9 protein-coding genes are annotated in these 12,837 nt (G+C 62.9%); 3 read left to right on the top strand and 6 right to left on the bottom strand.

Annotation, left to right across the window (positions count from 1 at the left end; all coding sequences use genetic code 11):
* Positions 1 to 42 precede the first annotated feature (42 nt).
* Complete coding sequence (locus PCLY_RS04615) at positions 43 to 1,065, top strand: quinone-dependent dihydroorotate dehydrogenase (RefSeq protein WP_061238116.1); 1,023 nt, start codon at positions 43 to 45, stop codon at positions 1,063 to 1,065.
* Between the two features lie 93 nt (positions 1,066 to 1,158).
* Here PCLY_RS04615 and rmf read toward each other — a convergent pair whose 3' ends face one another.
* Positions 1,159 to 1,374: a ribosome modulation factor gene (gene rmf, locus PCLY_RS04610; protein WP_003244273.1), complete on the bottom strand. Its 216-nt coding sequence runs from the start codon at positions 1,372 to 1,374 to the stop codon at positions 1,159 to 1,161.
* 416 nt (positions 1,375 to 1,790) lie between these two features.
* On the opposite strand from rmf, the gene rlmKL reads away from it, so the two are divergent.
* Positions 1,791 to 3,968 carry a bifunctional 23S rRNA (guanine(2069)-N(7))-methyltransferase RlmK/23S rRNA (guanine(2445)-N(2))-methyltransferase RlmL gene (gene rlmKL / locus PCLY_RS04605; RefSeq protein WP_061238115.1) on the top strand — a complete coding sequence of 726 codons (2,178 nt, stop codon included), beginning with the start codon at positions 1,791 to 1,793 and terminating at the stop codon, positions 3,966 to 3,968.
* Positions 3,969 to 4,003: 35 nt separating this feature from the next.
* Here the strand turns inward: rlmKL and dacB are convergent, their stop codons facing one another.
* On the bottom strand, positions 4,004 to 5,440 hold the full coding sequence (dacB, locus tag PCLY_RS04600) for a D-alanyl-D-alanine carboxypeptidase/D-alanyl-D-alanine endopeptidase (RefSeq protein ID WP_061238114.1): 1,437 nt from the start codon (positions 5,438 to 5,440) through the stop codon (positions 4,004 to 4,006).
* A 248-nt stretch (positions 5,441 to 5,688) separates the two neighbouring features.
* Between dacB and PCLY_RS04595 the strand changes: the two genes are divergently transcribed.
* Complete coding sequence (locus tag PCLY_RS04595) at positions 5,689 to 6,030, top strand: YggL family protein (protein ID WP_045735171.1); 342 nt, start codon at positions 5,689 to 5,691, stop codon at positions 6,028 to 6,030.
* 105 nt (positions 6,031 to 6,135) lie between these two features.
* On the opposite strand, the gene PCLY_RS04590 is transcribed toward PCLY_RS04595, so the two are convergent.
* The 4 genes from PCLY_RS04590 to PCLY_RS04575 form a co-directional block, all read right to left on the bottom strand.
* Positions 6,136 to 9,087, bottom strand: coding sequence for an HD domain-containing phosphohydrolase (locus PCLY_RS04590; protein ID WP_061238113.1), 2,952 nt, complete (start codon positions 9,085 to 9,087; stop codon positions 6,136 to 6,138).
* A 70-nt stretch (positions 9,088 to 9,157) separates the two neighbouring features.
* On the bottom strand, positions 9,158 to 10,222 hold the full coding sequence (locus PCLY_RS04585; protein ID WP_061238112.1) for an FUSC family protein: 1,065 nt from the start codon (positions 10,220 to 10,222) through the stop codon (positions 9,158 to 9,160).
* Between the two features lie 12 nt (positions 10,223 to 10,234).
* Complete coding sequence (locus PCLY_RS04580; protein WP_061238111.1) at positions 10,235 to 11,566, bottom strand: deoxyguanosinetriphosphate triphosphohydrolase; 1,332 nt, start codon at positions 11,564 to 11,566, stop codon at positions 10,235 to 10,237.
* A 72-nt stretch (positions 11,567 to 11,638) separates the two neighbouring features.
* Complete coding sequence (locus PCLY_RS04575) at positions 11,639 to 12,802, bottom strand: EAL domain-containing protein (protein ID WP_061238110.1); 1,164 nt, start codon at positions 12,800 to 12,802, stop codon at positions 11,639 to 11,641.
* Positions 12,803 to 12,837: the final 35 nt, after the last annotated feature.

Below are 12,837 nucleotides of genomic sequence, written 5' to 3'. Positions count from 1 at the left end.
CGCCGGCCTGCCCACCTTCAACCTGTCGAGCTAAGCCTGCCCATGTACTCACTGGCCCGCGAGCTGCTGTTCAAACTGTCCCCGGAAACCTCTCATGAGCTGTCCATCGACCTGATCGGTGCCGGTGGCCGCTTGGGGCTCAATGGCCTGCTGACCAAGGCACCGACCAGCCTGCCGGTAAACGTGATGGGCCTGCAGTTCGCTAATCCGGTCGGGCTGGCAGCAGGGCTGGACAAGAATGGCGATGCCATTGACGGCTTCGCCCAGCTCGGTTTCGGTTTCGTCGAGATCGGCACCGTTACCCCGCGTCCTCAGCCGGGCAATCCCAAGCCGCGCCTGTTCCGTTTGCCGGAGGCCGAGGCGGTGATCAACCGCATGGGCTTCAACAACCACGGCGTCGATCATCTGCTGCAGCGCGTCAGGGCGGCTAAGTTCAAGGGCGTGCTGGGTATCAATATCGGCAAGAACTTCGATACTCCGGTCGAGCGAGCGGTGGACGATTACCTGATTTGCCTGGACAAGGTCTACGCCCACGCCAGCTACGTCACGGTCAACGTCAGTTCGCCCAATACTCCGGGGTTGCGCAGCCTGCAGTTCGGCGATTCGCTCAAAGAGCTGCTCGAGGCGCTGCGTCGTCGTCAGGAAGATTTGACTCAGGAGCACGGCAAGCGTGTACCGCTGGCGATCAAGATTGCCCCGGACATGAGCGATGAAGAGACCGCATTGGTGGCTTCAGCACTGCTGGGCGCCGATATGGATGCGGTGATCGCCACCAACACCACGCTCAGTCGTGAAGGTGTCGAAGGGCTGGCCCATGGCGATGAGGCCGGCGGTCTGTCGGGTGCGCCAGTGCGTGACAAGAGCACGCATATCGTCAAGGTGCTGGCGGGCGAGTTGTCGGGCCGTCTGCCGATCATCGCGGTCGGTGGTATTACCGAAGGCAAGCATGCTGCAGAGAAGATCGCTGCGGGTGCGAGTCTGGTGCAGATCTATTCGGGGTTTATCTACAAGGGGCCTGCGCTGATCCGTGAGGCCGTGGATGCGATTGCCGCGCTGCCTAAATAAGCTGCGCAAATAAATAGGGCTCCCGAAGGAGCCCTTGGGCTTGCGCCCGCCGCCCGGATGGGGTCGGCATGGTGAAGTCGGGTGTGATCCTGATCAGCCGACAGCGTGAAGTTCGTTGAGTCGATGAATACCGGCGGTGCCGGTCAGCCCATCCCAGTTGTCACCACGGCCCTCACGCCAGCCATTGAGCCAGGCCTGACGAACCGAGGGTAGGGTAAAGGGGCAAAGTTCGCGGGATTTACCATTGATGCCGTACTGATAGCCGCGCAAAAAAGCTCTTTCTAACGGATCACGCTTAAGTCTTCTCATAGGGTGTTGCCCTCACTGTTGACTGTTATGTCCCGTTGGCCTTGTAGCAAGGCCAGGCAGAAATTTTCTGCCTACGAAAGTCCGCTGCCGGCGTGGCGAACCTTCTGTGCCTGCGCTGTTGCAGCGAAAGCCTTAGGTAGTGTTCTAACGAATGCACCGGGGCCTGTGAATGATCGTTTTGTCATAAGGGCGTAACCTAAATGCGGGTGAAGCCATAAGGAGGCTGGGAATATATCCAGCCTCTTTTAGCCAGACGCCGTCATATCTGGCTATGCACGGCGATGACTTCATTTTGCTAGTGCAAATGAGAGTGCTTGCTTATTCCGACGAAGGGTCGCGCTGTGACCTTTTGTCACTTATTTTGAGTCGAGGTGCGCCGCTGCACCTCCCTGATTGCCATAGGCAGTGGAACATCCATGTCTGACCGTTATGAAATCGTGCTGACCTGCCCCAAGGGGCTCGAAGGCCTGTTGCTGGAAGAGGCCAAGGCGCTGGGCCTGGAGGAAGCGCGCGAGCAGACTGCCGCGGTCCGGGGGCATGCCGAGATCGAGGTGGCCTATCGCCTGTGTCTGTGGTCGCGCCTGGCCAACCGCGTGCTACTGGTGCTGTCGCGCTTTGCCATGAACAACGCCGACGAGCTTTACGATGGCGTCCAGGCGGTCGACTGGCGCGACCATCTCGAGCCTTCGGGTAGCCTGGCGGTAGAGTTCAGCGGTAATGGTTCGGGCATCGACAACACCCATTTCGGTGCGCTCAAGGTCAAGGATGCGATCGTCGATCGGCTGCGTACGGCCGGTGGTGAACGTCCCAGCATCGACAAACTCAACCCTGACTTGCGTGTGCATCTGCGTCTGGATCGTGGCGAAGCGGTGCTGTCTCTGGACCTTTCCGGGCATAGCTTGCACCAGCGTGGTTATCGCCTGCAGCAGGGCGCCGCACCACTGAAGGAGAACCTGGCTGCCGCGGTACTGATCCGGGCCGGGTGGCCGCGTATCGCCGCCGAAGGGGGCGCCCTGGCTGACCCGATGTGCGGTGTGGGCACCTTCCTGGTGGAGGCGGCGTTGATGGCCGCTGACATCGCGCCCAATCTCAAGCGTGAGCGCTGGGGCTTCTCCAGCTGGCTTGGCCATGTGCCGGCAATCTGGAAGAAGCTGCATGCCGAGGCCGAGCAGCGTGCTGCAGCGGGCCTGGCCAAGCCGCCACTGTGGATTCGTGGCTATGAAGCTGACCCGCGTTTGATTCAGCCGGGGCGCAACAACGTCGAGCGCGCCGGTCTGTCCGACTGGGTGAAGATCTATCAGGGTGAGTTGGGCAGCTTCGAACCACGTCCGGATCAGAACCAGAAGGGTCTGGTGATCAGCAACCCCCCTTACGGCGAGCGCCTGGGCGATGAAGCCAGCCTGCTCTACCTCTATCAGAATCTCGGTGATCGCTTGCGTCAGGCCTGTCTGGGCTGGGAGGCGGCGGTGTTCACCGGCGCTCCCGAGCTGGGCAAGCGCATGGGGCTGCGTAGCCACAAGCAGTACGCCTTCTGGAACGGTGCATTGCCCTGCAAGTTGCTGTTGATCAAGGTGCAGACCGAGCAGTTCGTCACCGGTGAACGGCGCGCCAAGGCCGCCGATGAGCCGGTTGCGGAGGCGCCCCAGCAAGCGCGTTTGTCCGAAGGCGGGCAGATGTTCGCCAATCGCCTGCAGAAGAATCTCAAGCAGCTGGGTAAGTGGGCACGCCGCGAAGGCGTCGAGTGCTACCGGCTGTACGATGCCGATATGCCTGAGTACGCCCTGGCGGTCGACCTGTATCGCGACTGGGTGCACGTGCAGGAGTATGCGGCGCCGCGTTCGATCGACCCGGACAAGGCGCAGGCGCGTCTGCTCGATGCCCTGGCAGCGATCCCGCAGGCGCTGGGCGTGGCGCAGGAGCGGGTGGTGATCAAGCGACGTGAGCGCCAGGCCGGCACCAAGCAGTATCAGCGTCAGGCTGCTAAGGGCCAGTTCATGGAGGTGAACGAAGGCGGGGTCAAGCTGCTGGTCAATCTCACCGACTACCTGGATACCGGGTTGTTTCTCGATCATCGTCCGCTGCGCCTGCGTATTCAGCGCGAGGCGGCCGGCAAGCGTTTCCTCAACCTGTTCTGCTACACCGCCACGGCGACCGTGCATGCGGCCAAGGGCGGGGCGCGCAGCACCACCAGCGTCGACCTGTCGAAAACTTACCTGGACTGGGCGCGGCGCAATTTGTCGCTCAACGGCTTTTCCGACAAGCATCGCCTGGAGCAGGGCGATGTGATGGCCTGGCTGGGCGAAGACCGCGGCGAGTACGAGCTGATCTTCATCGATCCGCCGACCTTCTCCAATTCCAAGCGGATGGAAGGCGTGTTCGATGTACAGCGCGACCATGTCGAACTGCTCGACCTGGCGATGGCGCGTCTGGCCCGCGGCGGTGTGCTGTATTTCTCCAACAACTTCCGCAAGTTCCAGCTGGATGAAAGCCTGGTGGCGCGTTACCAGGTCGAGGAGATCAGTGCGCAGACGCTGGATCCGGATTTCGCGCGCAATCCCAAGATCCACCGCGCCTGGCGTTTTACCGCACGCTGATTGCGTAGCCCGGAACAATCCGGGCCACGTGGTCGTCAGCGCTTGGGCTGTTTGTAGGTTTCCAGCAGCACCTGATCGAGAATCGAGGTGGCGCCCCAGGGTTTCGGGTCGTTGAGGATGGCGACCACGGCCCAGTCCTGGCCATTGCTGTCGCGGCTGTAGCCGGCGATGGCGCGCACGTTGTTCAGGGTGCCGGTCTTGATATGTGCCTCGCCCACCAGCGGCGTACGCTGCAGGCGGCGGCGCATGGTGCCATCCATCGCTACCAGCGGCATCGAGCTACGGAATTCCGCAGCGTAGGGGCTGCGCCAGGCAGCCTGGAGGATCAGTGCCATTTCCCGTGCGCTGATGCGCTCAGCACGTGACAGGCCAGAGCCGTTTTCCATCACCAGATGCGGTGCGGTGATGCCCTTGCGTGCCAGCCAGTTGCGGATCACGCGCTGTGCGGCCAGGGCATCGTCCTTGTCGGCGTCGGTACGGAACTGCGCACCGATGCTGAGAAAAAGCTGCCGGGCCATGGTGTTGTTGCTGTACTTGTTGATGTCGCGGACGATTTCCACCACGTCCGGGGACAGGGCGCGCACCAGCATGCGGGCGTCTTCCGGCACCGGTCCCAGGCGGTCCTTGCCGAGAATCTTGCCGCCCAGCTCCTGCCAGATGCCGCGCACTGCGCCGGCCGCGTAGCTGGGGTGGTCGAGCAGGGACAGGTAGGTCTGCGCAGTGCAGCCCTCGGCCAGTTGGCCGCTGACGATCAGCGTGGTGCCATCGTACTGGTCTACCGCGTTGTAGCGGATGTCCGGCCAGGCCGGGCATTTGGCGGCCTTGAGCACACGAACCTGATTATCGATGCGGATGGCCGCGATGGGCGGGTCCATGGCGATCTTCACCTTGCCGTCTTCGGCACGGGTGATGAAGCGTTGTGCCTTGAGGTTGACCAGCAGTGAGTCGGGTTTGACCAGGAAGGGTTTGTTGGAATCGCCGCCGTCGTCATTGAAGGCCGGCAGCTGCGGAGCGAGGAAGAAGCTGCGGTCGAGCACCAGGTCCCCTTGAACCTGACGCACGCCATTGATGCGCAAGTCGCGCAGCAGCAGCCAGAGTTTTTCCATGTTGAGTTTCGGGTCGCCGCCACCCTTGAGGTAGAGGTTGCCATGCAGCACGCCGTCCTTGAGCGGGCCGTCGGCGTAGAACTCGGTCTTCCATTGATGGTTGGGCCCCAGCAGCTCAAGCGCCGCGTAAGTGGTCACCAGTTTCATGGTGGAGGCCGGGTTGACCGAGACATCGGCGTTGAATTGCAGGCCGCCAGCTTGCCCGCTCAGTGGCACGGTCACCACTGACAGCGAATGGTCGGGAATCTTGTTGGCTTTCAGCGCTTGCTCGACCTTTGCAGGGAGCGCGGCGCTGGCAGCGTGGCAGGACAGGGCGAGGGGGAGAAGCACGACGCTCAGCGCCAGTTGGCGAAACCGTTGAATCATGGACGAGGACCTTCCGCAGTCAGGCGGGAGTAACGAGGGAGACAGACAAACGACAGTCCGAATCGGGGAAAAGTTGCCGGCATTATGCCGCAAGATTCTGCCCGCAGTCGGCCGCGCCCGCTTAAAAACAATGGTTGCAAACAGTTGGCGTTCAACATCTGAGAAGGGCTGTTGGTGCGACACAAGGCGGGCGCTCGGCCGGCGAAACTGCTAGAGTGCCGCGCGTTATCACCTTTGAGGATTGTTTCATGGCGACCAACCGTTCCCGCCGTCTGCGCAAGAAGCTCTGTGTCGATGAATTTCAGGAGCTGGGCTTCGAGCTGACCCTGAACTTCAAGGCCGACTTGAGCGACCAGACCCTCGACGATTTCGTCGATCAGTTCCTCGATCAGGCTATCGCTGGCAATGGCCTGGATTATGTCGGTGGCGAAGACTTCGGTCTGGTCTGTCTGGCCAAGCGTGGCTCGGTCAACGAGGAGCAGCGCGCTGCCGTCGAGGCCTGGCTGAAGGGCCGTGACGAACTGGAGAAGTTCGAGCTCAGCCCGCTGCAGGATGTCTGGTATCCGGAAAACCCGATCAACCAGGCGTAAGCGATATTTGGCGCCGGGTTCTCCGGCGCCTTATGGCCCCTGCCAGGGCGTTGCTGCGCAGCGGGCAACTGACCTGGTGCCGGCGCTCAATGCGCCCGGCGCATCCTAGATGACCCCCGCCTTTTCCAGCAGCACCTGCTCGTCTACCTGATCGATCTGCTCGGCCTGCATGAAGCGTTCGGCATAGCGCCGATAGATGCCGGAGCGGATGAACAGGGCGAACAGCTGCGGATCGATGTGCGCGCCTTTGCACATGCCAACCATGATGTTCAGCGCCTCCGACAGCGTCTTGCCCTTCTTGTAGGGGCGATCCACCGCCGTCAGGGCTTCGAAGATATCGGCGATCGCCATCATGCGTGCCGGCAGGCTCATCTGCTCACGCGTCAGGCGTTTGGGATAGCCGCTGCCGTCCATTTTCTCGTGGTGTCCGCCGGCGATCTCTGCGACGTTCTGCAGGTGTTTGGGGAAGGGCAGGCGGTCGAGCATCAGAATGGTCTGCACGATATGGTGGTTGATGATGTAGCGCTCTTCGGCCGTCAGCGTGCCGCGGGCGATGCTCAGGTTGTGCAGCTCGCCGCGGTTGAACTTGTACTGCGGCACTTCGAGCCTGAAGCCCCAGCGATTATCCGGCGTGATTACTTCCTGGTTGGTGTGCTCGATCAGGTGGTCCGGGCGGTCGGCGAGCAGTGGTTCTTCCACCGGCAGACTGCTTGGCGCCGAGCGCTCCAGGCGTTTGGCTTCCTCCCAGGAAACCCCCAGACGGTTGTCCAGCGTGCGTAGCCAGCGTCGCTCGGCGATCTGCTGCAGGCGTGTCTGATCGGCATCGGCCATAGCCTCGCCGCCCAGGTTGATGCGTGCAACGAAGGCGAATTCGTCATCCAGATCGCTCAGCAACCGGTCACGCAGTGCGGCCAGTGCCGTCTCCTCGCCGCCTTCGGCGCGTGCACGCCAGTAGGCGACCCAGGCATCACGCTTGAGCACCTCGAAGCGCATGCGCACTTCGTGGATGCGGTCGTACAGGGTCTCCAGCTTGGTCGCCTTGTCGACCACGTATTCGGGGGTGGTGACCTTGCCGCAATCGTGCAGCCAGGCAGCAATATGCAGGGCCTCCCATTCTTCGTCAGTGGGGCTGTAGTCGCGAAACTCCGGCGCGTCGCTCTCGGCGGCGGCGCGTGCCAGCATCAGGGTGATTTCCGGTACTCGCTGGCAGTGGCCGCCGGTATAGGGACTCTTGGCATCGATGGCGCCTGCGATCAGTTGGATGAAGGCGTCCAGCAACTGCTTCTGCCGAGCCAGCAGGCGCTGGCTTTCGATGCACAGAGCAGCGCTGCCCGAGACGGCGTCGACGAAGGCGATACGGTCCGGGCTGAGCATGCTCTCGCTATTCTCCCCGGTATCGCGCTGCAGCAACACCAGTACGCCGACGGTATCACCCTGACGGTTGTGCAGGCCCGCCGCGATCAGGTGTAGACGCGGACTGTCCATGGCCGAGAGCAGCCCCTGGAATTTGCCAGCCTGATCGAAGCCGATGGAGGTGGCGACGCTGTCGCCGCCACTGGCCGGTCGTTGCAACCAGGCGGGCAGGGTTGGATCGTCATGGGCCAGACCCTGGATGCCCAGATCGGCGAGGCTACGGCCCTGGCCGTCGATGATCAGCCCCTGGGGTTCCAGTCGGCCGCTGTCGTTATCCAGCAGATAGAGCAGGCCGCCCTGTGCTTCGCTGATGGAGACGGTGGCGTCCATTACCCGTTTGATCAGCGCTTCGAAATGGGTTTCTGCAGACAGGCTGGCAGCGATGTCGAGGAAGCTGGACAGGGTGTCCTTCATGCTGCTCATCGATACCGCCAACTGGTCGACCTCGAGAATGGGCGAGCGTCCAGTGGCCGGAAAGGCGAAATCGAAGCGGCGGATGGCCTGCGCTTCCTGCACCAGGCTGCGCAGCGGTTTGACCACCAGGCGTGAAGTCAGCCAGCCCAGTGGCAGGCACAGCAGCAAGGTGGTGAGGGTGATCAGGGCGCCCTGCCAGCGGATGCGGTAGGCCTGTGCCAGCAATTCGTGTTCGGGAACCAGCAGTACCAGATCCAAGCCCTGCGGGCCGCCTTCCTGAATGTGCCGGTGCGCCATGACCCAGCGCTGTTTGGACAGTTCGACGACGCCCTCGTCCTGATCGCTCAACTGACCGGCCAGCAGTTCACCCAGGGCGGGGTTGAGTTCGCTGACCTTCACCAGCGAAAACTTGCCATCGACCTCCTTGAGCAGGCGGCTGCTATCAGGGTAGGCCACGGCGTTGCCTTGGCTGTCGGCCAGTACCACCTGGCTGTTGGGGGTGACTTTGTGGTTGGCCAGGGTGGCGGATAGGTCATCGAGGGTGAGGTCTGCGCCGATCACCGTGGTCAGGCCGGCGCGCCTGGCCAGGGTGGTGCCGATCTCCTGGGTGGAGAAGAACAGGTAGGGCGCAGTGGTGATCTGTCCGCCGTCGCCACGTGCACGCTTGAACCATTCACGCTGCCTCGGATCGTAGGGTTCACTGAGCTTCTGCCGGCGGCTGATCTGGTTCAGCGAGCCGTCATAGAACAGGTAGTCGCTCTCGATTCCGGCGCTGCTCCGGTCGATGGCCCAGACCTGGTAGGCGGCTTTGTCCGGCGCATCGAAGCGCTGCTTGAGCATGTCGCTGCGCAGCGGTCTGACCATGAAGAAGTCGCCATCTTCATAGCCGAGATAGATCGAGGCCAGCTTGGGATTGTCGCGCAGGGCCTGGACGAACAGTGGCAGCATCTGCAGGCGTTCGTCGAGCGTGCCGGCCTGCGAGGCCGGGTGCAGTGCCAGCAGGCTCAGTACGTGGCGTATGGGGCGGTAGGTGCTGTCGAGGTCCTTCTGTACGTCGTACTGAATGCGTTCGAAAAGCGTCGAGCTGCTGGAAAAGATCAGTCGGCTGGTCTGCTGGTAGTTGAACAACCCGAGTATCACGCCGGTGAACAGCAGCAGAAAGGTGAACAGGATGCTGATATGAACGTGCAGGGGAAAGCGGCGTTCACGGGGAACGGCAGAGTTGGGCATCGCACTTCACTCCTTGCGGGCGCTGCAGGCTTCAACAGCATAGTGAAGAGTGAGCGAATCTGCCGAAACGCTATAAAGGCCGCTGCGAACTGTCCTCGGGCTTGCCGGGTTTGTTCAGTTGCAGGCGCAGGGCATGCACTGCGAGCGCGATCGTCAGGCTCAGGGCGACACCGATCAGCACGTTGAGCAGGCGAACTTCGGCCAGGTGCCAGTCCTGCGCCAGGCTCTCGGCCAGGAGCACGAAGCACAGGCTGGTCTGCAGTACGAACAGGCCGTAGTGATTGGCCTGCAGTGCCCGGCTGAGAAATACCAGCACCAGCAGGATCATCACCATCATTGGCGGGCTTTGCAGGCTGTGGCCGAGGATGATCAGCAGGCCGGCGGCGGCGAGACTGGCCAGGCTCGCCTGCAGGGCGCGCACCAGGTTGCCCTGAAATTCCAGCTGCAGTGTGCTGATGACGGTCAGGGTCAACCAGTAGCCGCGCGACAGGCCGGCCAGGTTGACGATCAGTCCCGATGCGGCGAAAGCCAGCATGCAGGCCAGGGCGTGCAGGCGCCACTGCTGCCGTGGCAGGCGCTGTGCGTGGCGCTTGAGTACCTTGAGGATGCTGATGAAGCGCGGCATGTATGGCCACATGCGCAGGCCATGCAGGCCGCGCAGGCCGAAGGCCAGCAGCATCACCCAGAGCCCGCCGAGGATGAACAGCATGGCCACCGCATAAGGGTTGTGCAGGTTGCCGATACCGAACTGTCCCTGACCGAGGCACAGGCAGATGCACAGGCCGATGCCGAGCTTGCCAGCCTCGCTACCAAAGCGTTGCAGCCAGGCCAGTAGCAGGCCGAACGCGGCGAACGTGCACAGGCTGACAAGCGGGTAATTGCCGGCCCAGAAACCCAGGCCGGCACTACAGGCGCCCAGGCCGGTGAGCAGCAGCATGCGCAGCATGCCGAAGCGGTGCAGGGGGGTGGCCTGAGCCGCCTGAAAGGCTCCTGCAGACGCCCAGAGAAAGCCGCTGTGCGCGGTGAACAGGCCCAGCACCAGCGGCAAGGCGCAGCCCAGCACGGCGACCACGGCCGAACCCCAGGCCGGCGGGCCGGCGTGCCAGGTAAAACTGTTGCGAAGCAGTTTTTTCATGCGCTGTTTTCGTCAGACCGGGCTCGAACGGCCCGTCATCTCCCTCGCCATTTCAGTAGCGTAGCTGTCCGTCATGCCGGCGATGAAGTCGATCACGCGCATAAATGAGCGATACAGTGGCCAGCCCGGTTCCGGGGCGTAGTAACTGAGCAGGTCGAGAATGCGCCGGTGCTTGAACGACAGTGCACGGCCGCTGTGCTGTTCCAGCGCCGCGCCGCAGAAGGCATTGAGGAGAATCTCCAGCGTCGTGTAGGCGCCGATCTCGTGCAGGGTCTTGCGCTTGTCATGGAAGATTTTCTCGCGCGCCAGGGACTTTGCGCTCTGCACGCAATGCTTGGCGGCGCCGTGCATGTGTTCCACCAGATCACCCTGCAGACCGCCGCCCAGCAGCGCCTGTTGTTGCTCGACGAAGGCGCTGGCTGCAGCGTTGGTCAGGTGTTCGATGGCCTTGCCGCGCAGGATCGCCAGTTTGCGTCGGCGCGAGTCCTTCGGGCCGAGCTGGCGATAGGTCTCCGGCAGGTCATCGCCCACCAGGTCGAGCAGCAGCGCCTCGACTTCGGTGTAGTCGAGCAGCTCCATTTCCACGCCATCTTCCAGGTCGATCAGGCCGTAGCAGATGTCGTCCGCGGCCTCCATCAGATAGACCAGCGGGTGGCGTGCCCAGCGCTGCGTCTCCAGTTGTGGCAGTTCGAGTTTGGCGGCGATCTGTTCGAGCAGCGGCAGCTCGCTCTGGTAGCAGCCGAACTTGTGCTTCTTGTAGCCCTGGGCGTCTGCGTGGCGGGCGGTCCAGGGGTATTTGAGATAGGTGCCAAGGGTCGCGTAGGTGAGCCGCGTGCCGCCGTCGAACTGGTGGTATTCCAGTTGGGTAAGCACGCGAAAACCCTGGGCGTTGCCTTCGAAATTGAGAAAGTCGGCGCGCTCGGCATCGCTCATCGCATCCAGCCAACCGCGCCCGGCGGCCTGCTGAAACCAGTGGCGAATCGCATCTTCGCCGGAGTGACCGAACGGCGGGTTACCGATGTCGTGGGCCAGGCAGGCCGACTGCACCACCATGCCTAGGTCGCTCGGCGTGCACCAGTGGGGCAGTTCGTCACGCAGCATCTCGCCGACACGCATGGCCAGCGAACGGCCGACGCAGCTGACTTCCAGCGAGTGGGTCAGGCGTGTGTGGATATGGTCGTTGCTCGAAACCGGATGCACCTGGGTCTTGCGTCCCAGGCGACGGAACGCACCGGAGAAGATGATGCGGTCATGATCCTTGTGGAAGGGGCTACGGCCTAGCTCTGCCGAGCTGGGTGCAGGTTTGCCGAGACGTTCGCGGTTGAGCAGGGTGTGCCAATCCAAGGCCTGTCCTCGCCAGGTTGATCCAGGCGCCTAGCTTGGGTGTTCGTGCTGTCGGCTGCAACCCCGCTTTGCTTACAGGCCGGCGGCGTCGATGTCCACCAGCAGCAGCCTACGACCGTTGTCGATGAACTGGCCTGCCGTCAGGCAGTACTGGTTGGTGGTGGCGTCGCGGTAAGTGGTGGAGAGGGTCAGGCGGCGTTCTTCCCAGCCTTCGGCCAGCAGTTGATAGAAGTAGGGGCGCCATGACCAGTTGTGGCCGAGGTAGCGATCATCGGCCTGCCATGCGCCGTGGCGCCACTCCAGATTCGGCGTGAGCTGGGTGCCGTGGCGGTCGCACTGATAGATGCGCAGCAACCAGGGGTAATTGTCCGGAGCCATCAGCTGTGCTGCCGGGGCGCCGCTTTCGGCCCAGAGCCTGAGTTCGGACATCAGCTCGGCCAGTTGTTGGCGCAGGTTGACCAGGCGCGCGCGCTCGGCGAGTTTCTGTTGCACGTAGTTGTCCCGCAGACTGGCGAAACGGCCGACGAAGGCATCGCTGGCAAACAGCTCTTCTTCCGGCTTGGCGAACAGGAACCCCTGCACGTAGCGTGCGCCGCACTCCAAGGCGAAGTTCAGCTCGGCTTCGGTTTCCACCCCTTCGGCGATGATCCAGCAGCCGGTTTTTTCGGCCATCTGCGCCAGTGCCTTGACCACTTCGCCGCTGGGGCCTCCGCGGGCGGCTTCCTGGAACAGGCGCATGTCCAGTTTGAGGATGTCCGGTTGCAGCGCCAGCACCCGATCGAGTTGTGAGTAGCCGGCGCCAAAATCGTCGATGGCGATGCGGGCACCGGCATCGCGGTAGCGCGATACCACGTCAGGCAGTCGCTGGCTGGCGCCGCCGAGTTCGGTGATTTCGAAGACGATGCGTGTCGGGTCGATGCCGCTGCGTTGCAGCTGGATCAGGCTAGGCAGGGGTTGCGCCGGGCGCAAGCGGCTGATCCAGCGCGGCGAAATGTTCAGGCTCAGAAACCAGTCCGCCGGAGCCTGGTGAAAGCGGCGCAAGGCATCCTCGCGCACTTGGCGGTCGAGGCGGCGCAGGGCGGCGGGCGGTGTCTTCGGGTCGGCAAAAAGAGGTCCGGCCGAGCGCGCCTGGCCATCGGCGGTGCGCAGCCGTGCCAGCGCCTCGACGCCAGCGATACGGCCGGTAGCGGTGTCGATGAAGGGTTGGAAGACGGCAAAAGGAAGTCCGTCGATCACCTGGGGTGTCCTTAGCGCTCAGCGGTTGAGCCGCC

It is taken from the genome of Ectopseudomonas composti, from assembly GCF_001567565.1.
GTDB classification, from domain to species: domain Bacteria; phylum Pseudomonadota; class Gammaproteobacteria; order Pseudomonadales; family Pseudomonadaceae; genus Aquipseudomonas; species Aquipseudomonas composti_A.
The sequence above is the reverse complement of the archived record's forward strand: the minus strand, read 5'-3'. Positions and strand labels throughout refer to the sequence as shown.

Bases quoted from the DNA above. Each gene is read 5' to 3' on its own strand.
- PCLY_RS04615 (WP_061238116.1), top strand. From the start codon at position 43: ATGTACTCACTGGCCCGCGAGCTGCTGTTCAAACTGTCCCCGGAAACC.
- rmf (WP_003244273.1), bottom strand. From the start codon at position 1,374: ATGAGAAGACTTAAGCGTGATCCGTTAGAAAGAGCTTTTTTGCGCGGC.
- rlmKL (WP_061238115.1), top strand. From the start codon at position 1,791: ATGTCTGACCGTTATGAAATCGTGCTGACCTGCCCCAAGGGGCTCGAA.
- dacB (WP_061238114.1), bottom strand. From the start codon at position 5,440: ATGATTCAACGGTTTCGCCAACTGGCGCTGAGCGTCGTGCTTCTCCCC.
- PCLY_RS04595 (WP_045735171.1), top strand. From the start codon at position 5,689: ATGGCGACCAACCGTTCCCGCCGTCTGCGCAAGAAGCTCTGTGTCGAT.
- PCLY_RS04590 (WP_061238113.1), bottom strand. From the start codon at position 9,087: ATGCCCAACTCTGCCGTTCCCCGTGAACGCCGCTTTCCCCTGCACGTT.
- PCLY_RS04585 (WP_061238112.1), bottom strand. From the start codon at position 10,222: ATGAAAAAACTGCTTCGCAACAGTTTTACCTGGCACGCCGGCCCGCCG.